This is a genomic window from Pseudomonas sp. LAP_36 (assembly GCF_019456785.1).
GTDB classification, from domain to species: domain Bacteria; phylum Pseudomonadota; class Gammaproteobacteria; order Pseudomonadales; family Pseudomonadaceae; genus Aquipseudomonas; species Aquipseudomonas tritici.
Map to the genome: position 1 here is coordinate 698,019 of NZ_JAHZMS010000001.1, position 23,315 is coordinate 721,333.

At 61.2% G+C, this 23,315-nt stretch carries 23 protein-coding genes; 14 read left to right on the plus strand and 9 right to left on the minus strand.

Features of this window, described 5'->3' with window-relative positions:
• Nucleotides 1-61: 61 nt before the first annotated feature.
• Entirely contained in the window at nt 62-403 is a 342-nt protein-coding gene (locus JBO08_RS03275) for an aspartate-semialdehyde dehydrogenase (RefSeq protein ID WP_065910487.1), read from the plus strand.
• Here JBO08_RS03275 and JBO08_RS03280 read toward each other — a convergent pair.
• The 3 genes from JBO08_RS03280 to JBO08_RS03290 form a co-directional block, all read right to left on the minus strand.
• Nucleotides 400-1,581, minus strand: a complete 1,182-nt coding sequence (locus JBO08_RS03280) for an aminotransferase class V-fold PLP-dependent enzyme (protein ID WP_220074531.1) — start codon at nt 1,579-1,581, stop codon at nt 400-402. The two genes, JBO08_RS03275 and JBO08_RS03280, sit on opposite strands and share 4 nt — an antisense overlap.
• Nucleotides 1,578-2,048 carry a RidA family protein gene (locus tag JBO08_RS03285; RefSeq protein ID WP_065873270.1) on the minus strand — a complete coding sequence of 157 codons (471 nt, stop codon included), beginning with the start codon at nt 2,046-2,048 and terminating at the stop codon, nt 1,578-1,580. The genes JBO08_RS03280 and JBO08_RS03285 overlap by 4 nt, the downstream gene beginning before the upstream one ends.
• A 90-nt stretch (nt 2,049-2,138) precedes the next feature.
• Complete coding sequence (locus JBO08_RS03290; RefSeq protein ID WP_065910485.1) at nt 2,139-3,005, minus strand: LysR substrate-binding domain-containing protein; 867 nt, start codon at nt 3,003-3,005, stop codon at nt 2,139-2,141.
• A gap of 132 nt (nt 3,006-3,137) precedes the next feature.
• On the opposite strand from JBO08_RS03290, the gene JBO08_RS03295 reads away from it, so the two are divergent.
• Together JBO08_RS03295 and ccoM are read left to right on the plus strand one after the other, a co-directional pair.
• Nucleotides 3,138-3,299: a hypothetical protein gene (locus JBO08_RS03295; protein ID WP_175406704.1), complete on the plus strand. Its 162-nt coding sequence runs from the start codon at nt 3,138-3,140 to the stop codon at nt 3,297-3,299.
• 143 nt (nt 3,300-3,442) lie between these two features.
• Nucleotides 3,443-3,559: a cytochrome c oxidase subunit CcoM gene (ccoM, locus tag JBO08_RS28280; RefSeq protein ID WP_305884516.1), complete on the plus strand. Its 117-nt coding sequence runs from the start codon at nt 3,443-3,445 to the stop codon at nt 3,557-3,559.
• Between the two features lie 163 nt (nt 3,560-3,722).
• On the opposite strand, the gene JBO08_RS03300 is transcribed toward ccoM, so the two are convergent.
• Both JBO08_RS03300 and JBO08_RS03305 read right to left on the minus strand, forming a co-directional pair.
• The gene (locus JBO08_RS03300) at nt 3,723-5,198 is read right to left on the minus strand and encodes an inorganic phosphate transporter (RefSeq protein WP_065873268.1); all 1,476 of its coding nucleotides are present in this window, start codon (nt 5,196-5,198) and stop codon (nt 3,723-3,725) included.
• 314 nt (nt 5,199-5,512) lie between these two features.
• Nucleotides 5,513-5,713, minus strand: coding sequence for a hypothetical protein (locus JBO08_RS03305; protein ID WP_003189295.1), 201 nt, complete (start codon nt 5,711-5,713; stop codon nt 5,513-5,515).
• 556 nt (nt 5,714-6,269) lie between these two features.
• Between JBO08_RS03305 and pcaR the strand changes: the two genes are divergently transcribed.
• The 11 genes from pcaR (at nt 6,270) to pcaC (ending at nt 17,091) form a co-directional block, all read left to right on the plus strand.
• Nucleotides 6,270-7,112 carry a pca regulon transcriptional regulator PcaR gene (pcaR, locus tag JBO08_RS03310; RefSeq protein WP_065873267.1) on the plus strand — a complete coding sequence of 281 codons (843 nt, stop codon included), beginning with the start codon at nt 6,270-6,272 and terminating at the stop codon, nt 7,110-7,112.
• A 142-nt stretch (nt 7,113-7,254) separates the two neighbouring features.
• A complete protein-coding gene (locus tag JBO08_RS03315) occupies nt 7,255-8,595 on the plus strand; it encodes an MFS transporter (protein ID WP_065873266.1) in 1,341 nt (446 codons plus the stop codon).
• A gap of 197 nt (nt 8,596-8,792) precedes the next feature.
• Nucleotides 8,793-9,650 (plus strand): CoA transferase subunit A, encoded by an 858-nt coding sequence (locus JBO08_RS03320; RefSeq protein ID WP_065873265.1) that lies wholly within the window; start codon nt 8,793-8,795, stop codon nt 9,648-9,650.
• The gene (locus tag JBO08_RS03325; RefSeq protein ID WP_065880920.1) at nt 9,650-10,429 is read left to right on the plus strand and encodes a CoA-transferase subunit beta; all 780 of its coding nucleotides are present in this window, start codon (nt 9,650-9,652) and stop codon (nt 10,427-10,429) included. The genes JBO08_RS03320 and JBO08_RS03325 overlap by 1 nt, the downstream gene beginning before the upstream one ends.
• Nucleotides 10,426-11,628 carry a 3-oxoadipyl-CoA thiolase gene (gene pcaF / locus JBO08_RS03330; protein WP_175402986.1) on the plus strand — a complete coding sequence of 401 codons (1,203 nt, stop codon included), beginning with the start codon at nt 10,426-10,428 and terminating at the stop codon, nt 11,626-11,628. Before JBO08_RS03325 ends, pcaF begins: the two co-directional genes overlap by 4 nt.
• A 17-nt stretch (nt 11,629-11,645) precedes the next feature.
• Nucleotides 11,646-12,350, plus strand: a complete 705-nt coding sequence (gene pcaH, locus JBO08_RS03335) for a protocatechuate 3,4-dioxygenase subunit beta (protein WP_065945397.1) — start codon at nt 11,646-11,648, stop codon at nt 12,348-12,350.
• Between the two features lies 1 nt (nt 12,351).
• Complete coding sequence (gene pcaG / locus JBO08_RS03340) at nt 12,352-12,918, plus strand: protocatechuate 3,4-dioxygenase subunit alpha (protein WP_065873261.1); 567 nt, start codon at nt 12,352-12,354, stop codon at nt 12,916-12,918.
• A 137-nt stretch (nt 12,919-13,055) separates the two neighbouring features.
• A complete protein-coding gene (locus tag JBO08_RS03345) occupies nt 13,056-14,351 on the plus strand; it encodes an MFS family transporter (RefSeq protein ID WP_220074530.1) in 1,296 nt (431 codons plus the stop codon).
• Nucleotides 14,352-14,361: 10 nt separating this feature from the next.
• The gene (locus tag JBO08_RS03350) at nt 14,362-15,717 is read left to right on the plus strand and encodes a 3-carboxy-cis,cis-muconate cycloisomerase (RefSeq protein ID WP_065945398.1); all 1,356 of its coding nucleotides are present in this window, start codon (nt 14,362-14,364) and stop codon (nt 15,715-15,717) included.
• Nucleotides 15,718-15,727: 10 nt separating this feature from the next.
• On the plus strand, nt 15,728-16,519 hold the full coding sequence (gene pcaD, locus JBO08_RS03355; RefSeq protein WP_065873258.1) for a 3-oxoadipate enol-lactonase: 792 nt from the start codon (nt 15,728-15,730) through the stop codon (nt 16,517-16,519).
• Nucleotides 16,520-16,692: 173 nt separating this feature from the next.
• On the plus strand, nt 16,693-17,091 hold the full coding sequence (gene pcaC, locus JBO08_RS03360; RefSeq protein WP_003189316.1) for a 4-carboxymuconolactone decarboxylase: 399 nt from the start codon (nt 16,693-16,695) through the stop codon (nt 17,089-17,091).
• 51 nt (nt 17,092-17,142) lie between these two features.
• Here pcaC and JBO08_RS03365 read toward each other — a convergent pair whose 3' ends face one another.
• The 4 genes from JBO08_RS03365 to JBO08_RS03380 form a co-directional block, all read right to left on the minus strand.
• Complete coding sequence (locus tag JBO08_RS03365) at nt 17,143-18,042, minus strand: polysaccharide deacetylase family protein (protein WP_065873282.1); 900 nt, start codon at nt 18,040-18,042, stop codon at nt 17,143-17,145.
• A gap of 320 nt (nt 18,043-18,362) precedes the next feature.
• Entirely contained in the window at nt 18,363-19,613 is a 1,251-nt protein-coding gene (locus JBO08_RS03370; protein WP_065873257.1) for an OprD family porin, read from the minus strand.
• Between the two features lie 154 nt (nt 19,614-19,767).
• The gene (locus JBO08_RS03375) at nt 19,768-21,378 is read right to left on the minus strand and encodes a J domain-containing protein (protein WP_065890076.1); all 1,611 of its coding nucleotides are present in this window, start codon (nt 21,376-21,378) and stop codon (nt 19,768-19,770) included.
• A gap of 11 nt (nt 21,379-21,389) precedes the next feature.
• The gene (locus JBO08_RS03380; protein ID WP_065873255.1) at nt 21,390-23,087 is read right to left on the minus strand and encodes a molecular chaperone HscC; all 1,698 of its coding nucleotides are present in this window, start codon (nt 23,085-23,087) and stop codon (nt 21,390-21,392) included.
• Between the last annotated feature and the right edge of the window lie 228 nt (nt 23,088-23,315).

Sequence of the window (23,315 nt, forward strand, 5' to 3'; positions counted from 1 at the left end):
AGCCTATGCTCAAGTCGCCCTGCCACCCGCCGACAGCCTGTTGATCAGGAGAGTAATCATTATGCTGCCACCCATGCTGCCCGTCAGCGTTGTGCCGGTGACGTCACAACTCGATCCGGTGCGACAGAAGCCGGATATCCCGCCCGTGGTGCCAGTTCAGCCGGGCTCCAACGAAAGCACTATCGACCTGAAAAAGGGCGATGCCGAGACATCGGCGTTTTTGCTGCGCGAAGAACAACGCCGCCAGCAGGAACAACAGAAGCGCCGGCGTGAAGCCGATGAAAATCCGGAACAGCACCTGGCCATTCCGGGGGATGTGCTCAACGCCGACAACACCGTGCCAGTGATTCCGCTGATCGAAGACGCGCCGCGCCAGGGCTTGTGGGTCGACGTCGAGGTTTAGTCGGCCAATTCGCGCAAGGCCGCTGACAGCAACGCGATATCGTCCTCGTTGTTCAGCGGGCTGACTGAGATCCGCGCCACGCTTTGCAGGCCTCGCGCTTGCATATCCAACGGGGTATACGCCACGCCGTTGGCGCCGATGTTGATGCGCTGCAAGCCCAGGCGCCGTTTGAGTTCGAAGGCATCCCAACCGGCCAAGTTGAAAGCGATCAAGCCTGATTGACGGGTGCCCAAGTCATGCAGGGTAATGCCCGGAATCCCACGCAACGCTTCGCGAATTCGCTCACTGGTCTGCGAGACGCGCTCCCAGACGCGCTCGATGCCCAGTCGATTCATCTCCTGCAATGCATTGCCCAGCCCGGCCAGCAAGGCGAACGATGTCTCGCTGGTTTCAAAGCGGCGGGCATCGTTGCGCAGGTCGAAACCCTGGGCGGTCCATGGCGCTGAAAACACGTCGCGCTGAGCAGGCTTCAATCGCTCGAGAAACGCCGGCCGCACATACAACAGCGCTGTACCACGTGGCCCGCGCAGGTGTTTGCGACCGGCCGACTTGAGCACATCACACTGCAGCGCGTGCACATCTACAGGCATCTGGCCGACGGCTTGGCCTGCATCGATGAAATAGGGGATGGCGTGGCGACTGGCGACCTCACCGATGGCCTGGGCGGGGTTGATCAGGCCACCGTTGGCCGGCAGCCAAGTGAGGTCGATCAACTTCACATGGGCATCGATCATTGATTCCAGCGCCACTGGGCAGGCCGCGCCGCTGTCATCGCAGGGGATGACTTCGATCCGTGCGCCGGCTTGCACGGCCAGTTCCATGCTCGCCAGGTTGCCGCCCCACTCATGACGGCCCACCAGAATGCGGTCGCCGGGCTGCCAGCGGCCCAAGGCCTGGAAGGCCATGCTCCAGGCGGTCGAGCCGCTGCTGGCAAAGGCAATTGAGGAAGCCGGGGCATTGAGTAACTGCCCGGCGGCTCGGCGGGCTTTTTCTAGCAGCACCTCGCCGTGTTCGCCGGCCTCCATCGGGCCGTCGCGGGCTTCGCGTTGCAGCTGCTCGATGATGGCGTCGAGGGTTGCCTGGCTGGGCAAGGAGGCGCCTGCATGGTTGAAATGCACGATGCCGGACTGGCAGCCTGGCGTTGCATCCCGCAGTTGTTGGATTTCGCGCGGGCTCATGGGCGCAACTCAAAAATCGCATCAACCTCCACCGCTACGCCGGCCGGAAGGCTGGAAACGCCCAGGGCGGTACGCACATGCCGACCTTTTTCGCCGAGGGCGTTGACCAACAGGTTGGAGGCACCGTTGGCGACCACGCTCTGTTGCTTGAAATCAGCGCTGCAGGCGATAAAGACCCCCAGGCGCAGCGTGCGCACCAGGCGCGACAGGTCATCACCCAGCGCATCGCTCAACTGCGCCAATAGGCTCAACGCGGCGAGTTCCGCCGCTTGGGCGCCTTCTTCATCATTCAAGGATTCACCCAGCCGGCCCACGTAGGCAGGTTTATCGTCCACCAGTGGAATTTGCCCGGAAATGAACAACTGGTGCTGGCTGATGACATGGCTGATGTAGTTGGCAGCCGGTTGGCTGGGGGCGGGCAGCGTGAGGCCGAGAGCTTGCACGCGTTGGCGGATGGAGTCGCTCATGATGAATCCTCTTGAGTCAGGAGGTTTCAGCATGTTGGTTGCTCAGAAAGGCGACAAACGGATAGATCTCACGCGACGTATCGAAATCACTCACGCGTCGGCGCAGGTTTCCTTCAACCATTGGCTGAAACACGCGGCTGCTTCATTCGTAGTGCCCTGCGGGGCGATGAGCCAGTAGCCAATGTCGCTGTGATAGGGCGGCCAATCGAAGGCTTGTACCAGGCTGCCGTCCAGAAGCTTGCGCTCGATCAGGCGATGACGGCCCATGGCGATGCCTTGGCCAGCCACAGCGGCTTCAACCACGATGTTGTAGTCGTGCAGCATCACACGGGGGTGGTTGGCGAGGTCGACGTGGTAATGCTCAGACCAATCGGTCCATTCAAACGGGCGGTGCGAAGTGGCCATCAGCAGCGGGCCGTCATGCCGGGCGTTGAACGCCGGGCTGCACACCGGGGAGAGGATTTCCGGCATCAGTCGCGTGGCCTGCACATCGGGCCAATCGCCCTTGCCATAGCGGATGGCCAGGTCGACCTCGGCGGCTGCGACGTTCGCCAGCTGGATCGCCGGCAACAACTCCACTTGGATATGCGGGTAGCGGTTGAGAAACCCGGCCAGGCGCGGTGCCAGCCACAGGGTGGCAAAGGAGGCCAGCAAGCCGATGCGCAATACCGTGGCGCTGGGGGTCACGCGTTGGGCACGGGTAGCGGCGGCAATGACGCCAAGGGCCGGGCTGATTTCGTCGTAGTAACGTTGTCCGTCGGCAGTCAGGTCAATCGCACGCGTGCGTCGGATAAACAGCGGTTTGCCCAAGTGTTGCTCAAGCTTCTGTACTTGATGACTCAGGGCGCTCTGGGTCACCGACAACTCGTTCGCGGCCTTGATAAAACTCAAATGCCGCGCCACCGCTTCAAAGGCGCGCAGCGCCAGCAACGGCGGAAGGTCCTTGTGCAGTGCCACCTGAGTGCGTCTCCTGATTAGGGGAAAAGTACCGATTTTGTGGGATGACCTGCCTTTTGTCGCCCGCTGATTTGCCGTTGGGCGGGGGAGGCCGCATTATTGAGCCATTCTAGCCACCACGTAAGCCAAGCCATGAGTGAAGACGCCAAACTGATCGACCTGGGTGCCGAACGCGCCAAGCGGGTGCACGACCTCAATGACAAGCGCTTGAATGAAGTACGCCAGGCGTTTGAACAGGCAATGCCGCTCGGCAAAGTTAAGAAGAAACCTAAGAACAAGCCGAAAAAGCGTTGAAACAGCCTGCATCCATTGATGCAGGTCAGTTATTTCCCTTCTTTACGCCCCGTCGTGGGCGACATTGATCCCCGTCAATTTTTCAATCCGCCTTCTCCATTAACTTAGCCCTATCGCAACAGGGCACGTGCAGGAGGCCGGTCATGTTTTTCGATAATGTGGTGTTTGCCGGAGTGCTGACTGTGAGCCTCATGGTGATGTTTTTTGTAGGGTTTGGATTTTTTATCTGGAAAGACGCGAACAAGCGTAAAAAATCATAGGTTTTTCCGGGTTACATGAGCACGCAAGGCATTTTGGGCGACTTCGGTCGCCCTTTTTTTTGCCTGTTATTTGATCGGTGAGGATCAACTGTGGGGATGGAATTGGGGCATAAAAAAAGGTGCGACCCTCGCGGATCGCACCTTTTTTATTACTGCTAGGTTATCAGCTACCGAGTGCCCAGGAGGCCAGCCAGAACAACCCGGCCGAAAGGCCCACGGTTGCCGGCAGGGTCAATACCCAGGCCATCAGGATGGTTTTGACGGTGCCGCCTTGCAGGCCGCTTTTGTTCGCAACCATGGTGCCGGCCACGCCCGAAGAGAGCACGTGGGTAGTGGACACCGGCAGCGCGAAGATGTTGGCAAAGCCAATCATGGTCGCGGTGGTGATCTGTGCCGACATGCCTTGGGCATAGGTCATGCCCTGCTTGCCGATCTTCTCGCCGATGGTCAGTACCACACGCTTCCAGCCCACCATGGTGCCCAGGCCCAAGGCCAGAGCTACGGCGAGGATGACCCAGAACGGCGCGTATTCGGTGGTGGCGGTCAGGTCTTTGCGCAGCTTGTCGAGGTCGGACTTCTCACGCGCCGGCAGGCCTGGCAATTTGCCGACTTTCTTTGCGGTATCGTCCAGGCAGAGCAGGTAGCGGCGCACTTCAATGCGGTGATCGGCGGTCAGCGAATGGTAGTCGGAGACCCCTTTCAGCGTGTCCAGCAATGCATTGATGGTCGGTTCGGTCTGCTGCGGGTTGCAACGGAACTTGCCCGGCAGGTCATCCTTCACGCTTTTACCCAAGGCCAGGAATTCACCCAGGGTCTCGTGGTTGCGCTGGTAGAACTGGTTCAGGTGCAAGGTCGCGTCGCGGGTACGCTCGATCTGGTAAGTGGTGCTGCCCAGGTCGAGTACAAACTGCGCCGGCACGATACCGATCAGCACCAGCATGATCAGGCCGATACCTTTCTGACCGTCGTTGGAGCCGTGCACGAAGCTCACCGCCATGGCAGAAATCACCAATACCAAGCGGTTCCAGAACGGCGGGTGCTTCTTGTCATCAAGCTTGCGGCGCTGGTCCGGGGTCTTGTGCATCTTCGACAGCGGGCGCCACCACTTCAGGCCAATCAGCACAAGGGCCGCGACCAGAAAGCCGGCCATCGGCGAGAACACCAGGGAGGCGCCGATATCGATCGCCTTCTGCCAATTCACACCGTCAGCCAGGGGGATGTCGTTGATCAGCGCATTGGCCAGGCCGACACCAAGGATCGAGCCGATCAGGGTGTGGGAGCTGGACGCGGGAATACCGAAGTACCAGGTGCCCAGGTTCCAGGTGATCGCCGCCGCCAATAAAGAGAAGACCATCGCCAAGCCATGGCCGGTGTTCACATTAATCAGCAACTCCACCGGCAGCAAATGCACGATGGCGTAGGCGACACCGACACCACCGAGCAACACGCCGAGGAAGTTGAACACCCCGGAGAAGAACACGGCCAGGTGCGGCGGCATGGCTTTGGTATAGATGACTGTGGCCACCGCGTTAGCGGTGTCATGAAAGCCATTGATGAACTCGAAGGCGAGGACAAAGGCCAGGGCGAGCAACAGGCTCACTAGAACCCAAGCATCCAGTCCGCTGAATAAATCGATCATGAAGGTTTTCTGACCCGGTCGTAAGGGGGCGCGATTATGCCAGAAAACCTCAGTAATCGATGCACTAGCTGCTCATCGGTAACAATCTTCCTTGAAAAAAACCGGCGCCAGGGGGCGTATCCCAGGGATTTCGGGGCTTTGGCAAGTCTTTGATTTATAAAGCAGAGGGGCTGCGGGGCAGGGGATTGTCACAAAAACGTCACGCCTGAAACATTTGTATGAAATTTTACCGCTGGTGGAGCGATGCAAGGTAGCTGGATGCTAGCTATATGCCAGCATCCAAGGCCAAAACCTTGAGTTCCAAACCGAATCGCTTATGGCTCTTCGGTTTTGAGTTCCTGTTCAATCTTTTGGATTTCCTGGGCGAACGCCTGGTCGAGGAGACTGGCTCGCTTGCGCCAGGGTTTGCGTTCAGGTTCAGGCTGGGCGGCGTAAGTGGTGACTTCCCCGCCGTAAACGTCCTTGTAACGTTGCTCCTGGCGCTCAAGTTCCGCGCGCAGTTCATCTTTCGTCACATCGTTACCTAATTGAGTTGAGTGTAAATACGTTGCAGCGTTATGCCTGAATGCCGTTCCTGGGGTATTCCAAGTTGAACCGTGAAAACGTCCAAGTTTGAAATAGGGACGGGCGGCCACCTGTTAGTGCAGTCATTCAAAGCAGGTAGTTGCGGTCGACAATGCACAACGTGCATCACCTGGCGAGCGCTGCTCTCGAGAGTAAACCGGGCAGAACGGCACATAGGGTGCATTATAGCGGCGCATTTGAATAACACTATCGGCATAAAGTTAAAAAGCGTCAACTTTGTGTGAGCGTTTTGTTACACGGGCGTGCCGGTAATTGCATGAATTCTGACGTCATAAAATCAACCCAACTTCAGACGTTATTAAGCGTGACTTCATTTTACTGCGCTCCGCTGGCTGGCCAGGGAAGGGAACCCACAAATTGCGATAATCGAATGACTGTCCGATAATCGCACAATGTTCTTGGCCCCGCCTTGTGCACGCGGCTGACGCGACTTGTAATAGCAGCCAAACCTCCCCTGCGGTTGACAATAAGAGTAAGGACCCCGACATGAACGATCAATTGCGCAACTCTTTCGCGTCAATGGCGCCGCCGATCGTTGCGTCCCCGGCCAAGCGTATCCAGGCGTTCACCGGTGATCCGGACTTCATGACCTCCCTCGCCCGTGGCCTGGCGGTGGTGCAGGCGTTCCAAGAGCGCAAGCGCCATCTCACCATCGCCCAGATCAGTCATCGCACCGAGATCCCCCGCGCCGCCGTGCGCCGTTGCCTGCACACCTTGATCAAGCTCGGTTACGCCACGACCGACGGGCGTACCTATTCGCTGCTGCCCAAAGTCCTGACCCTGGGCCATGCCTACCTGTCGTCCACGCCACTGGCGGTCTCGGCCCAACCCTACCTGGACCGCATGAGTGAGCAGCTTCACGAAGCCTGCAACATGGCCACCCTCGAAGGCGACGACATTCTCTATATCGCCCGTTCGGCCACTACCCAGCGCCTGATTTCCGTGGACCTGTCGGTGGGCGGGCGGCTGCCGGCCTATTGCACTTCCATGGGCCGCATATTGCTTGCGGCGCTGGACGACGCCTCGCTGCAGGATTATCTCGACCACGCCGACCTGCAAACCAAGACCAGCCGCACCTTGACCACGCCACAGGCCTTGCTCGAATGTCTGCAGCAAGTGCGTCAACAGGGCTGGTGCATCGTCGACCAGGAGCTTGAGCAGGGCCTGCGCTCCATCGCCGTGCCGGTGTATGACGCTTCGGGCCAGGTGTTGGCCGCGCTGAACGTCAGCACCCACGCCGGACGGGTCAGCCGCGCCGAGCTGGAACAGCGCTTCTTGCCGAGCATGCTGAGTGCCAGCTGCGAGCTGAGTGCGCAGCTGTTTGCCTAAGCTGTTCGGTGACCGCACAGATCCCGGTTTGATCAATTGACGGTGTTTCCCCAGGCTTACTAATGTGCGGCAGCGCTGTCAGCGCCACATAATAACGACGACCCCAGGTCGTCAGCCCGCCATCGGTGTGGAAATAAAAATAATGACTCAGCCCTCTGTCGGTACCACGCTGGACGTCCAGTCCTTCATCAACACCCAGCCACTGTCACGCTATCAGTGGCGCGTGGTGATCCTGTGTTTCCTGATTGTTTTCCTTGATGGCCTCGACACGGCCGCCATGGGCTTTATCGCGCCTGCGCTGTCCCAGGATTGGGGCATCGACCGCGCCAGCCTCGGCCCGGTGATGAGCGCCGCGTTGATCGGCATGGTCTTCGGTGCGCTCGGCTCCGGCCCACTGGCGGATCGCTTTGGGCGCAAGGTGGTGCTGGTAGGCGCGGTGTTGGTGTTTGGTGCGTTCAGCCTGGCGTCTGCCTACAGCGCCAACGTTGACCAGTTGCTGGTGCTGCGCTTTCTCACCGGGCTGGGCCTGGGGGCCGGCATGCCGAATGCCACCACGCTGCTGTCCGAATACACCCCGGAACGCCATAAGTCGCTGCTGGTGACCAGCATGTTCTGCGGCTTCAACCTGGGCATGGCCGGCGGCGGGTTTATTTCAGCCAAGCTGATCCCTGCGTTCGGTTGGCACAGCCTGCTGCTGATCGGCGGCATCCTGCCGTTGATCCTGGCGGTGGTGTTGTTGGTGTGGCTGCCGGAGTCGGCGCGTTTTCTGGTGGTGCGCAATCGCGGCACCGACAAGGTGCGCAAGACCTTGTCACCCATCGAGCCTTCAATCGTTGCCCAGGCCACCCGCTTCAGCGTGCCTGAGCAAAAAACCGTCAAGGCGCGCAACGTGTTCGCGGTGATTTTCTCCGGCACCTACAGCGTCGGTACGTTATTGCTGTGGCTCACCTACTTCATGGGCCTGGTGATCGTGTACCTGCTCACCAGTTGGCTCCCGACGCTCATGCGCGACAGCGGCGCCAGCATGGAACAGGCCGCGTTTATCGGCGCCTTGTTCCAGTTTGGTGGCGTGTTGAGCGCGGTGGGCGTGGGTTGGGCGATGGACCGGTTCAACCCTCACAAGGTCATCGGCATTTTCTACTTGCTGGCCGGGGTATTTGCCTACGCGGTAGGGCAGAGTCTGGGCAATATCACCGTGCTGGCGACCTTGGTGCTGATCGCCGGGATGTGCGTCAACGGTGCGCAGTCGGCAATGCCGTCCCTGGCCGCACGCTTCTACCCGACCCAGGGGCGCGCCACCGGCGTGTCGTGGATGCTCGGCATCGGCCGCTTCGGCGCGATCCTCGGCGCTTGGATGGGTGCCACCTTGCTCGGCCTGGGTTGGAACTTCGAGCAGGTGCTCACCGCGCTGGTGATTCCGGCTGCATTGGCGACGTCAGCCGTGGTGATCAAAGGCATGGTCAGCCACGCCGACGCGACCTGAGGCCGATCACTTTTCATGTGGGAGCCAGCTCCCACATTGACTGTGCTAATCCGGATGATTAGCAAGACAACAATCCGTTCGATAATCGAACGCTGAGTCGATTATCGGATTGTTTGGCCCACTTCCCCAGCTTAATCTTCAAGCACTCCGGCGCCACCTCAGCGCCTTTTTCGATCCACACCGGGAGCCCGAACCCCATGGCTGAAATCCTCGCGCTGCGTGACGCGGTGAAGCAATTTGTGAACGACGGCGACACCGTCGCTCTGGAAGGCTTCACCCATCTGATCCCTACGGCAGCGGGTCATGAAATCATTCGTCAGGGTAAGAAAGACCTGACGCTGGTGCGTATGACGCCTGACCTGGTCTACGACCAGTTGATCGGTGCCGGTTGCGCCCGCAAGCTGATTTTTTCCTGGGGCGGCAACCCGGGCGTGGGCTCCCTGCATCGCCTGCGCGACGCGGTCGAGAAGCAATGGCCGCAACCGCTGGAGATCGAAGAGCACAGCCACGCCGACCTGGCCAACGCCTACGTCGCCGGCGCTTCTGGCCTACCTTTCGCGGTACTGCGTGCCTACGCCGGTTCCGACTTGCCCAAGGTCAACCCGCTGATCAAGACCGTGACCTGTCCGTTCACCGGCGAAGTGCTCGCGGCGGTGCCGTCGGTGCGTCCGGATGTCACCGTGATCCATGCGCAAAAAGCCGACCGCAAGGGCAACGTGTTGCTCTGGGGCATTCTTGGCGTGCAGAAGGAGGCGGCACTGGCGGCGAAGCGTTGCATCGTCACCGTCGAGGAAATCGTCGATGACCTCAACGCACCGATGAACAGCTGCGTGTTGCCGACCTGGGCCCTGACTGCGGTGTGCCATGTGCCCGGTGGCGCCCACCCGTCCTACGCCCATGGCTACAACGAGCGTGATAACCGCTTCTACCAGGCGTGGGACCCAATCGCCCGCGACCGTGAGACCTTTACCGCCTGGATCGACGAATACATCCACGGCACCGCCGATTTCACTGAATTCCAGGCCAAGCTGGCCGCCGCGCAGGAGGCCAAGTAATGGCTTACTCGACCAATGAAATGATGACCGTCGCCGCTGCGCGGCGCCTCAAGAACGGCTCCGTCTGCTTTGTTGGCATCGGCCTGCCGTCGAAGGCGGCCAACCTGGCGCGCCTGACCTCGTCGCCGGATGTGGTGCTGATCTACGAGTCCGGCCCGATTGGCGCCAAGCCCAGCGTATTGCCGCTGTCCATCGGCGACGGCGAGCTGGCAGAAACCGCCGACACCGTGGTGCCGACCGGTGAGATCTTTCGCTACTGGTTGCAGGGCGGGCGCATTGACGTGGGCTTTCTTGGTGCGGCCCAGGTCGACCGTTTCGGCAATATCAATACCACCGTGGTCGGTGACTACCACCAGCCCAAAGTGCGCCTGCCGGGTGCCGGTGGCGCGCCGGAGATCGCCGGTTCCGCCAAGAGCGTGCTGATCATCCTCAAGCAGTCGGCGCGTTCGTTTGTCGACAAGCTGGACTTCATCACCTCGGTCGGCCACGGCGAAGGCGGCGACTCGCGCAAACGCCTGGGCCTGCCGGGCGCGGGGCCTGTAGGGATTATTACCGACCTGTGCATCATGGAGCCTGAAGAGGGCACCCACGAATTCGTGGTTACCGCGCTGCACCCTGGTGTTACCCGTGAGCAAGTGGTGGCGGCCACCGGTTGGGCGATTCGATTTGCCGACAAGGTCGACACCACCGCTGAACCGACTGATGTAGAGCTGACCGCTTTGCGTGACCTTGAAGCACGTACCGCGACGGCCCATGGCCAAGCGCCGGGAGAAGCCTGATGCGCGACGTATTTATCTGTGACGCCATTCGTACCCCCATCGGCCGTTTCGGCGGTGGCTTGTCCACCGTGCGTGCCGATGATTTGGCGGCGTTGCCGATCAAGGCGCTGATCGAGCGTAACCCTTCGGTGGATTGGCGTGCGGTTGATGAGGTGTTCCTCGGCTGTGCCAACCAGGCCGGCGAAGACAATCGTAACGTGGCACGTATGGCGCTGTTGCTGGCGGGCCTGCCGGAGAGCATTCCAGGCGTGACGCTCAACCGCTTGTGCGCCTCGGGCATGGACGCCATCGGCACGGCCTTCCGCGCCATTGCCAGCGGTGAAATGGAGCTGGCGATTGCCGGTGGCGTCGAGTCGATGTCCCGTGCACCGTTCGTGATGGGCAAGGCCGACGCGGCGTTTTCGCGCAACATGAGGCTGGAAGACACCACCATCGGCTGGCGCTTTATCAACCCGTTGATGAAGGCCCAGTACGGCGTGGATGCCATGCCGCAGACCGCCGATAACGTCGCCGACGATTACCACGTATCCCGCGCCGACCAGGACGCCTTCGCCCTGCGCAGCCAGCAACGCACCGCTGCCGCGCAAGCCGCTGGGTTCTTCGCCGAAGAAATCGTGCCGGTGCGGGTCGCCCATAAAAAAGGCGAGACTGTTGTCGAGCAGGATGAACATCCACGTGACACCACGTTGGAAGCCCTGGCCAAACTCAAACCGGTCAACGGCCCTGACAAAACCGTCACCGCTGGCAATGCCTCGGGTGTGAATGACGGTGCGGCGGCGCTGATCCTGGCCTCCGCCGACGCCGTCAAGAAACACGGCTTGACCGCCCGCGCCCGCGTATTGGGCATGGCCAGCGCCGGCGTCGCACCGCGCGTGATGGGCATCGGCCCGGTGCCGGCGGTGCGCAAACTGGTGGAGCGGCTGGGCCTGGCGGTCACCGACTTTGATGTGATCGAACTCAACGAAGCCTTCGCCAGCCAAGGCCTGGCGGTGCTGCGTGAACTGGGCATCGCCGACGACGCGCCGCAGGTCAACCCGAATGGTGGTGCCATCGCCCTCGGCCACCCGTTGGGCATGAGCGGCGCGCGGCTGGTGCTGACCGCCCTGCATCAACTGGAAAAAACCGGCGGCCGCAAAGGCCTGGCGACCATGTGCGTGGGCGTCGGCCAAGGCTTGGCCCTGGCGATTGAACGCATCTAACAAGAGAGGATTGTTCCATGAGTGACAAGCCCGGATACCGGCGCCCGCAAGCGGGTACCCAACCTGATTACCTGCACCCGGCCTACCAGTCGACGAACCTGCGCTCGCCGTCCCAGCCGTTGGTGTTCTTGCCACACTCTTTATCGGAAATCACCGGCCCGACCATCGGCGCCGAGCGGATCAATGAGAAGGACAATGACCTCACCGCCCAGCATGAGGGCGAGCCCCAGGGCGAGCGCATCATCATTCACGGCCGCGTGCTGGACGAAAACGGCCTGCCGGTGCCGGGCATTCTTGTAGAAATCTGGCAAGCCAACGCTGCTGGCCGCTACAACCACAAGCGCGACCTGCACGATGCGCCGCTGGACCCGAATTTTACCGGCACCGGGCGCACCGTGACCGACGCTGACGGCTGGTACCAGTTCCAGACCATCAAGCCCGGTGCCTACCCATGGGGCAATCACCACAACGCCTGGCGCCCGGCGCATATCCACTTTTCGCTGTTTGGCCCGAGTGTGCTGACGCGCCTGGTCACGCAGATGTACTTCCCCGGCGACCCGCTGTTGGAATACGACCCGATCTACAACTGCGTGCCGGATACCTCGGCCAAGCAACGCTTGATCGCCCGTTTTGACCTGGAAAAAACCATCCCGCACTACGCCCTCGGCTACCGCTGGGACATCGTCCTGCGCGGCCGCGATGCCACGCCGATGGAGAAATAAGATGACACTCAACGCGACCACGTCCCACACCGTCGGGCCGTATTACCACATTGGCCTGACCTGGCTGAACCGCGAAGACCTGACCGTGGCTGCCACCCTTGGCGAGCGCGTGGCGATCAGCGGGCAAGTGGTGGATGGCAACGGCGATGTCGTCAACGACGCCATGCTTGAAGTCTGGCAGGCCAACGCCGCCGGCAAATATGACCACCCGGAAGATGAGCAGGACAAAGCGCTGGACCCGAACTTCGAAGGTTTCGGCCGGGTGCCGGTGGATGCCGAAGGGCGATTTCGCTTTACCACCATCAAGCCGGGCGCCGTGCCGGGGTTGATGGGCACGACCCAGGCGCCGCATTTGGTGGTGCTGGTGTTTGCACGAGGGTTGGTGAAGCACCTGCTGACGCGGATTTATTTTGAGGGTGAGCCGATGAATGGGGATGACCCGTTGTTGGCGTGTGTGCCGGCGGAGCGGCGTAGCACCTTGATTACCAAGCCGGATGCGGCGGGTGTGCATCAGTGGAATGTGGTGTTGCAGGGGACGGATAAGGAAACGGTGTTCTTCGACTACTGAGTCGCTTGTCAGGGCCTCATTGGGGGCTTGCCCCCGATGAGGCCGGTTCAGCCGATACATATCCAAAGTCTGCTTGCGGAACACGGTTGTTGCAAAGTATGTCTAGGCTATAACCGTTCCCACTGAGTGAAAAAACCATGACAACAACCACCAGTCACTACACCGGAGAAGGACGCCGCAAACGGATTTTTGCGATTGTCGGTGCTTCGTCCGGCAACCTCGTCGAATGGTTCGACTTCTACGTCTACGCCTTCTGCGCCATCTACTTCGCCCCTGCGTTTTTCCCATCGGACGACCCCACGGTCCAACTGCTCAACACCGCGGGTGTGTTCGCCGCCGGGTTCCTGATGCGGCCTATCGGCGGCTGGCTGTTTGGTCGGGTGGCCGACAAGCACGGCCGTAAGAACTCGATGATGATCTCGGTGCTGATGATGTGCGCCGGCTCGCTGGTCATTGCCTTCCTGCCGACTTACAAGGACATCGGCGCCTGGGCCCCGGCGTTACTGTTGGTTGCGCGACTTTTCCAAGGCTTGTCAGTGGGGGGCGAATACGGCACCACCGCGACCTATATGAGTGAAGTCGCGCTCAAGGGCCAGCGCGGTTTCTTCGCCTCGTTCCAGTACGTAACGCTGATCGGCGGGCAATTGCTGGCGGTGCTGGTGGTGGTGATCCTGCAGCAGATCCTCACCGAAGACGAATTGCGCGCCTGGGGCTGGCGGATTCCGTTCGTGATCGGCGCGATTGCGGCGGTGATCTCGCTGCTGCTGCGTCGCACCCTCAAGGAAACCACCAGTAAGGAAATGCGCCAGGACAAGGACGCCGGCAGCATCGCCGCGCTGTTCCGCAACCATAAGGCGGCGTTTATCACCGTGCTCGGCTACACCGCCGGCGGCTCGCTGATTTTCTACACCTTTACCACCTACATGCAGAAGTACCTGGTGAACACTGCCGGGATGCATGCCAAGACCGCCAGCTACATCATGACCGGCGCGCTGTTCGTGTACATGTGCATGCAGCCACTGTTCGGCATGCTTTCGGACAAGATCGGCCGGCGTAACTCGATGCTCTGGTTCGGCGCGCTCGGCACCCTGTGCACGGTACCGATCCTGCTGACCCTGAAAACCGTGACCAGCCCGTTCCTGGCGTTTGTGCTGATCTCCCTGGCCCTGGCCATCGTGAGTTTCTACACCTCGATCAGCGGGCTGGTGAAAGCAGAAATGTTCCCGCCGCACGTACGTGCATTGGGGGTGGGCCTGGCCTATGCAGTGGCCAATGCGATCTTCGGCGGTTCGGCGGAATACGTGGCCTTGGGCCTGAAATCCATGGGCATGGAAAACACCTTTTACTGGTACGTCACCGGCATGATGGCGGTGGCTTTCCTGTTCAGCTTGCGCCTGCCTAAACAGGCGGAGTACTTGCATCACGATCTTTAAGGGATGAGCTATGACGCTGCGCACGAGCAATCAATTGTTCGACGCTTATTTCACGGCGGACAGCATGGCCGAGGTGTTCTGCGACAGGGGACGCTTGCAGGGCATGCTGGATTTTGAGGCCGGGTTGGCCCGGGCCGAGGCTCGGGTCGGTTTGATCCCCCAGGCCGCGGTCGCACAGATCGCCCAGGCGTGCCTGGCGTCGCTGTATGACGTCGATGCCCTTGGCGTGGCGATTGCCACGGCGGGGAATTCGGCGATTCCGTTGGTGAAGGCATTGGGCAAGTTGATTGCCGCTGAAGACCCCGGCGCCGAACGTTATGTGCACCTGGGCGCGACGAGCCAGGATGTGATGGACACCGGGTTGGTGCTGCAACTGCGCCAAGCCGTGGCGTTGATCGAAACGGACTTGGCGCGCCTGGGCGACATGCTTGCCACCCAGGCCCAGCGCTATGCTGCTGTGCCACTGGCTGGGCGGACCTGGTTGCAGCATGCGACGCCGGTGACCCTGGGGATGAAAATCGCCGGTTGGCTGGGGGCAGTAACGCGCAGTCGGCAACGTCTCGCCGAACTGAAACCGCGCTTGCTGGTGCTGCAATTCGGCGGTGCCTCCGGAACCCTCGCAGCGCTGGGCGAACAGGCCATGCCGGTGGCCGAGGCGCTGGCAACAGAGCTGCAACTGACCTTGCCCGAACAGCCTTGGCACACCCAACGGGATCGCCTGGTGGAATTCGCGAGCGTGCTTGGCCTGGTCGCTGGCAGCCTCGGCAAACTGGGCCGCGATATCAGCCTGCTGATGCAAACCGAAGCGGCGGAAGTCTTTGAGCCCTCCGCGCCGGGCAAAGGCGGCTCATCGACCATGCCGCACAAGCGTAACCCGGTGGGCGCCGCAGTGCTGATCAGCGCCGCGACCCGCGTGCCCGGGTTGGTGGCGACAATGTTCAGCGCCATGCCCCAGGAGCACGAGCGCAGCCTGGGCCTGTGGCATGCCGAATGGGAAACCTTGCCGGAGATTTGCCGGTTGGTCTCCGGCGCGTTGCAACAGGCCTTGCTGGTGAGCGAAGGGCTGGAAGTCGACCCGCAACGCATGACGCATAACCTCGACCTGACCCAAGGCCTGGTGCTGGCCGAAGCCGTCAGCATCGTGCTCGCCCAGCGCCTTGGCCGTGAAACTGCACACCATCTGCTGGAGCAATGCTGCAAGCGCGCCGTCGCAGAAGGCCGGCATCTGCGCGCGGTATTGGCGGATGAGCCGCAAGTCACCGCCGAGCTGTCAGCAGCTGAGTTGGACCGCTTGCTTGATCCCGCCCATTACCTGGGCCAAGCCCGCACCTGGGTTACCCGCGCTGTAGCCGAACACTTTGCTTGAGGAGACCACCGTGGCATTTTTACAACTCGCCGAGGGCGAACTGCATTACCAATTGGATGGGCCTGAGGATGCGCCAGTACTGGTGCTCTCCAACTCGCTGGGCACCGACCTGCACATGTGGGATATCCAGATCCCGGCCTTCACCCAACATTTTCGCGTGCTGCGGTTTGACACCCGTGGCCATGGCAAATCCTTGGTTACCCCAGGCCCCTACAGCATTGAGCAACTCGGTCAGGATGTGATCGCGCTGCTGGATGCACTGGATATCCAACGCGCGCATTTTTGCGGGTTGTCCATGGGCGGCCTGATTGGCCAATGGCTTGGTATCAATGCTGGGCAGCGTTTGCAGCGCCTGGTGGTGTGCAACACCGCCGCCAAGATCGGCACGCCCGAGGTATGGAACCCGCGCATTGAAATGGTGTTGCGTGATGGCGCAGCGGCGATGGTAGCGCTGCGCGATGCATCGATTGCACGCTGGTTCACCGCGGACTTTGCGGCGGCCAACCCGCACCAGGCCAAGCAGATTACCGACATGCTGGCGGCCACATCGCCCGAAGGTTATGCCGCCAATTGTGCGGCGGTGCGGGATGCGGATTTTCGCGACCAACTGGCCTTGATCAAAGTGCCGACCCTGGCGATTGCCGGCACCGAAGACGCGGTCACACCGCCGGCCGGCAGCCACTTTATCCAGAACCATGTACAGGGTGCCGAGTACGCCGAGTTCTATGCGGCGCACTTGTCCAACGTCCAGGCCGGTGCTGCGTTCAGCGAGCGCGTTATCGAATTTTTACTCACTCGCTGACCTACATTGTAGTGAGCGGGCTTGCCCCGCGCTGGGGCGCGTAGCGGCCCTAACCCACTCACCGCAATCTTCCAGACAGAACGCGTTGAATGGGTGTGGGGCGGCTTCGCCACCCCGCGCGGGGCAAGCCCGCTCACTACAGGTCGCGTTTCATAGTGAATCAGGAGTTTTTTGTGGACGAGAAACAACGTTATGCCGAAGGCCTGCAGGTGCGCCGCGAAGTGCTGGGTGATGCCCATGTCGACCGTAGCCTCAATGCCCTGACCGAATTCAATAGCGAGTTCCAGGAAATGATCACCCGCCACGCCTGGGGAGATATCTGGACCCGCCCCGGCCTGCCTCGGCACACCCGCAGCCTGATCACCATCGCCATGCTGATCGGCATGAACCGCAGCGAAGAACTCAAGCTGCACCTGCGCGCCGCCGCGAGCAATGGCGTGACCCGCGCCGAGATCAAGGAAGTGCTGATGCAGAGCGCGATCTACTGCGGGATTCCGGCGGCGAATGCGACGTTCCATTTGGCTGAATCGGTGTGGGATGAGCTGGGCGTAGAGTCGCGCCAGCAAGACTGAACCAGAAATACGATCAAATGTGGGAGCTGGCGGTCTCCATCGCACCGGGAATCAGTGCGAATCCGCATCCCACACCCAGTTCCACACACCCGGCAGATGCACGTCTTCACTCACATCCTTCACGGTCCTTGCCAGCGCCGCGCGCTGAAGCTGGGCGGTATCGGTGTAGAACGGTTCAGCGGCCGTTTTCATGCCGGTGACGCGAGCGCTGTCCAGCAGGATCTGCAAGTACTCCTGCATATGGATCGCGGTATAGCGGTTGATGTCGTGGAACGTCACCACCACCGGTATCACGCCGTCCACGGTCGGCAGTTGCCCCAAGGCGATGCGCTCGCGCACCACCGACAGTTGCCGATACAAATTCGCCCGGCGCCGCGGGCTGCCGTTGAAGCCCCAGATCTTGCCGTCATTGGCGCTCAGGTCGGTCAACAACACATGCATGCCATGGCGCCTGTAGGCGGCGAAGGTGCGGCGGTCGTAGTTCCAGAACGGTGGGCGTACCAGCGTGGGCGGTGCACCGGTGATGGCGGCAATGTCGGCGGCGCCCTGGGTGAGGGTGCTTTCAAGTGTCGCGTCATTCAGCCAACGATGGTTGGTATGAAACGCCGTGGCCGTGTGGAAGGCCAGGATATGCCCGCCCGCGTATTCACGCTCCATGGTCTTGCGGCCCCGCGAACTGCCACCGGAGCGGGCTGCTTCGGTTTGCAGGAAAAACACCGCCTTGATCCCCGGCAACACCGGGTTCTGCGCCAGGTCGGCTACCACCGAACGGCTCGGGTTGTTGTAGCCCGACGCGCTGGGGCCGTCATCGAAGGTCAGCAGAAAGCGGATCGGCGCCTGGGCTTGCAGGCGTTGTTCGGTCTGCGGTGTCAGGGCGATGGGCGCGCCGATGCAGCCGCTGAGGCTCAGGGCCAGGGCAAGCATGGCGGATGCGATGGCGAAGGATTTCATGGTGGGCGCGGGCTCAAATAGAAGGCCGCTGTTGGGTGGGATCAGCAGCGGCAGGCGCGCACGATACAGCAAGAGCGGCTGTGTGAGGTTACAGTCTGACAGGCGAGCGCTGATCAGCGTCAGCCCAGGTATTGGCCGTTGCTGAAGACCGCAGGGCGCGCAGTCGTCGAACTGTGCGCCACATTCGGTTGCTCGCGTGAGCGTGTGTAACAGGTTTTGAAACGTCCAGGTGTCGTCCTTTTCGCGGAGCCAGGTGTTGACCCTCTCTCTTGGAATGGGTCGGACGCGCCAGATCGTTCCCCCATAAATGTAATTCGGGTTTACAGCAGACTGATTGGATAGCTGATGATCAACCGATTCTCATCAAACTCATTGTTGCTGTAGTCACGCCGCATGCTCGAATTGCGCAGGCGCACCGTCAGGTTTTTCGCGGCGCCGCTTTGCACGGTGTAGCCCAATTCGCTTTCGCGGCCCCATTCCTTGCCATCGGTGATCGTCCCGGTGTGCACATTGCTGCCACTGATATAGCGATTCATCAGGGTCAGGCCAGGCACGCCAAGGGCGGCGAAGTTGTAGTCGTGACGCACCTGCCAGGATTTCTCTTGGGCGTTGTCGTAGCTCGAGTTGTAGCTGTCGTTGGCCAGGGTGCCGCCGCTGGTGCCGTTGACGCGCATCCAGGCGCTGTTGCCGGCGAGTTTTTGCAGGCCGACATAAAAGGTGTTGCCGCCGTACTTGGCCGAGAACAGGCCGGACCAAGTCTTGTTGTCCAGCTCGCCTGCGCGGGCGCTGCCGTCGTCCTTGCCGTAGAAAAAGCCAAGGTTGGCGCCCAGGGTCCAGTCGCCCAACGGTTGGCTGTGGATCAGGTTGACGAACTGCTGGCTGTAGATGTCCTTGAGCTGCGCATTCCACAGGCCGATCTGCGTGCGTTTGTCGTTGAACGCGTACTCGCCGCCCTGGAAGTTGAAACGGTCGGAAGTGAACGCGGTTTTACCGACCATCGACATGTCGGTCATGCTGCTGTCGTCACGCGGGCTGTTGGCGCGGAACTGGCCGCCGTAGAGAGTCAGGCCGTCGATTTCCTTGGAGGTGATCTGCCCGCCGCGCAAGGTTTGCGGCAGGGAGCGACCATCGTCCGAGCGCAGGATAGGCAGCACCGGCATCCATTCGCCGACCTTCACTTCGGTCTTGGAGAGGCGCGCCTTGAACGCTACACCGAGGCGTCCGAACTCATCCGCAGGGCGGCCATCATGGTCCAACGGCAGCAACTGGGTACCCCCGGTGCCGCGCCCACCGTCCAGCTTCAACGAATACAGCCCCAGCACATCCACGCCAAAACCCACGGTGCCTTGGGTGAAACCGGACTTGGCGTCGAGGATGAAACTCTGCGTCCACTCCTGCGCGCCGCCCTGGGTTTTGGTGGGGTTGGTGAAGTTGCGGTTGAAGAAGAAGTTACGCAGGTTGAGGTTGGCGCTGGCGTCTTCGAGAAAGCCGTGTTCTTCGGCGACGACGGGCAGGGCAAGGCTGGCGACAGCGGTTGCCAGCAGGAATTGGCGCGGGTGGAAAGTGCTCATGGCGTAAGGACCTGTTGTTATTGGGTTTATGCAGGTGGCGGCCATGGTGCGGGGCGGTGCGCGACTGGTTCAATCGGGGAAGGGCGGGTTGTGGGCGATGATCGAACGCAAGTTGCCGGGCCGGACTCATGAGGTCCGGCCCGGTTTTCCGGGTTCAGTGCAGGGTGTTCAAACTGGTCCACGGGATGGCGGGCAGAAATTTCTGGCAGGCGAGGGTTGCGGCCACCATTGCCATCAAGAACACCACTTGCAGCGGGCTCCAATAAGCCCAGTGCAACCCTTTGATCCACGGAATCCTGGCATTGAAGTTTTCGTTGACCTTGCCGATTCGCCGCGAGTGAAACAGGCTGATCAGGATCATGCCCAGGTAGGTCAGCATGCCCATGACCCCGAGAATGTAGCCAAACACCAGTAGCATCACCAATTGGGGAATACCATGGCGTAGCACGAGTCTGAACTGGCGGACGCTGAGCCGCTTGGGCAACAGGCGTTCGCTGAGCCATAGGTCCTGGACGATCAGGCGTGAGGTGAAGTCGGCCCATAATTGGGCGCCGCGCAGGGCGCAGAGCGCGGGAATGACCGACAGCAGGATAAACAAAAAGAATTTGGCCGGCAGCGAGGTGTCGAGGACTTGATGAAAGGCCAGGCCGTTGGCCAGGGCTAATCCGGCCCAGACTCTGATCCAGCTATCCAGGGTCACCCCACGCGGCAGGAATTTTCGCCAGAAGAAAACGTGCGAATCCGGCAGTCGTTCGAGCAAGTCCGGGTAGCGCCAGGTCAGGACTTCAGACAGGTGTTGAGTGGCATTCCACGCATTCTCATCAAAGCCTGCGACCAAGCGGTATTGTTCCTTCACGCTCATCGGCGTAAGCAACAGGCGCGCCGCCAACGCATCGGCAGAGGTGCGGCGGGTGTCGTTTGCCTTGTCTTGCAGGTTGACGAAGAAGCTTTCCTGCTCGCAGCGCGACACCAACTGGCGCCACATCCACGCCGGTTCCGGGTAGACGCCTTTCTGGTCGTCCCAACCAAACACCTGGCACACCCGCTCGAACAGCGGCACGCTCCAGGTGGTGTCGTGGAGCAGGTGCAGGATGATGCGTTGCCACTGCTGTTGCAGGTCGAACACCCGTAGCCAGGGCTGGTTGTTGTACTGCGTGAGCTGTGTGATGAACTCGCGTTCGGCCTTTTGTTCCAGCCGTTCCTGCAAGGTGTGGCGATAGTCCTGCAGCAGTTCGCTGGTCAGCGCATCGTATTGCCACGTGGTCATTGCCACCTGCTGCCACGGGGTCAGCCATTCCAGGTGTTGTACCGCCCATTGGGCGATGGGGCTGCGTTCGCCCGGTGCTTCAAAGCAGTGGCGCAGCAGGCCAGCCTGGAAAGTGTCGGTGCAGTCCTGTTGATTGGCCAGGTTCCAGCGTTCGATGAAGTTGCTGGCGTTGAGGCCACTGAGCAGGGCATGCGCCGGGTCGGCCTTGGGCGCTTCGAAAGGGGCAGGGTGCAGGACGCTGACGTCCATCAACTCGGCGAGGTCGTTGAGGTTACCGTAGGCCTGTTCGACGGCGGGCGTTGTAACGCTGCTTTGCTCTTCTTCGCAGTCGGCTCGCCAGCGTGCGTAGGCCAGCGCTTCTTCATAGGCTTCGCGCAACCGCTGGAAGCCTGCGGCATCGTCATCCGGCCGGCAGCTTTTCAGCAGCCGCGCATAGCTGCGCTTGATGGTGCGCTCGTCAGCGTCTTCCGACAGTTGCAGCACGTTCCAGCAATCCATGGTGTGTTCCCTCAGCGCCAGAACCCGTTGTCGAGTTGCTCAAGTTGCCGCGTCAGTTCGCTGCGGGCTTCACGAATGCGGCGTTCATCCTGGGAGTCGAGCACCTGTTGGAACTGCCCGGCCCAGTGCCCAAGCTGCTCGCGAAGTTCGCCGAGGCTTTCCTGGTAGAGCCGCTCGAGGCGCGCGGTGAGTACGGTATTGACCTGCTGGTCGCGCGGGTGAACCTTCAACTGCGCCAGGGCTTGCAGGCGTTGCTGGATCTCGTCGGGGCTGAGCACGCCAGGGTTGTTTTCGATCACCAGCGAATGTTGCTCGCCGGTCAGCGGGATGCTCACCTGGGCTTCCAGCAGGCCGTTGTTGTCGTAAGTGAAGCGCACGTCCAGCGAGACTTCACCGGCCTTGCGCTTGGGCACGGGAATTTCCAGTTGGCCCAGCTCGATGTTGTCTTTGACCAGGCGGCTTTCGCCTTGGTAGATCTTCAGCAGTACGCGGGTCTGGTCGTCAGACAGGGTGACCACGCTTTTGACCCTGCTCACCGGCACGCTGCTGTTGCGTTCGATCAGCGGCAGGTAATGGCCGCTCTCGATATGGCTACCGTACTGGTTAGAGGTTTCGATGCCCAAGGTGTAGGGGCAGACGTCGGTCAGCACCACTTCTTCCAATGCGGCGGAGCGGGCTTTGAGCGCCGCCTGGATCGCAGCGCCATGGGCGACCACTTGGTCAGGGTCGAGGCTGATGGACGGGAAGCGCCCGAACAACCCGGCGGCGAGTTTGCGCACCAGCGGCATGCGCGTGGTACCGCCCACCAGCAGGATTTCATCCAGGTCGCCCACACGAATCCGCGCATCACGCAGGGCCCGTTCGATCGGTGCGCGCAGGCGTTCCAGCAGCGGCGTGTAGAGCTTGGCGAGTTCCTGTTGGGTGATGGTCGTCACCCATTGCTGGCCGTCGACGCGTAGGGCGAAGTCGGCGCTGTCGTCCTGCCCAAGGGCCTTGCGCACGCGTTCAGCTTCGCGGCGCAGAGCTTGCAGTACGCTGCTGGTGGGCGGGAAGCCTTGGGCGTTGCGCTGGCTGTCGACGAAGTGTTCCAGCAGCAGGGTGTCGAAGTCTTCGCCGCCGAGGAAGTTGTCGCCGGCACTGGCACGGACTTCCATCACGCCGTCGAACAGCTCGATGATCGACACGTCGAAGGTGCCGCCACCGAGGTCAAAGACCAGGAACGAGGTTTCCTTGTCGCGCTGGTGCAGGCCGTAGGCGAGGGCGGCAGCGGTGGGTTCGTTGATCAGTTTTTCGACGTTGAGCCCGGCCAGTTCACCGGCGATGCGCGTGGCTTTGCGCTGGCCGTCGCTGAAATAGGCGGGCACGCTGATGACGGCTTCGGTGACGGTATGGCCGTAGGTGCGCTCGATGTCTTCCTTCAGGCTTTTGAGCACCAGCGCGGACAGTTCTTCCGGACGGAACGAGCGATCGCCCAGGCGCACTTCGGTGGCACTGCCCATGTAGCGCTTGAACAGCGACGTGGTCAGGTGCGGGTGAGTGTGCAGGCGCTCTTTGGCCGCCTGGCCGACCAGGACACGGCCTTGATCATCCAGCCCGACCACGCTGGGGGTCAGCAACTGGCCAAGGGCATTGGGCACTAATTCGGCAGCATCACCGCGCCAGACCGCGGCGAGACTGTTGGTGGTCCCCAGGTCGATTCCTACGATCATTACGACAAGCTCCCTCTGTGGTCTGTAAGAATCTGTGACCAATTTTATCCTGAAAGGTTGGGCGAAAAGCAAGGCAGCGGGCGTTCGCGCCATGTAGTGAGCGGGCTTGCCCCGCGCTGGGCTGCGCAGCGGCCCTAACCCAGGCGCCTCAAATCAATCTGACTTATCTGTGTGGCCCTATTGGATTGCTGCGCAACCCAGCGCGGGGCAAGCCCGCTCACTACAAAA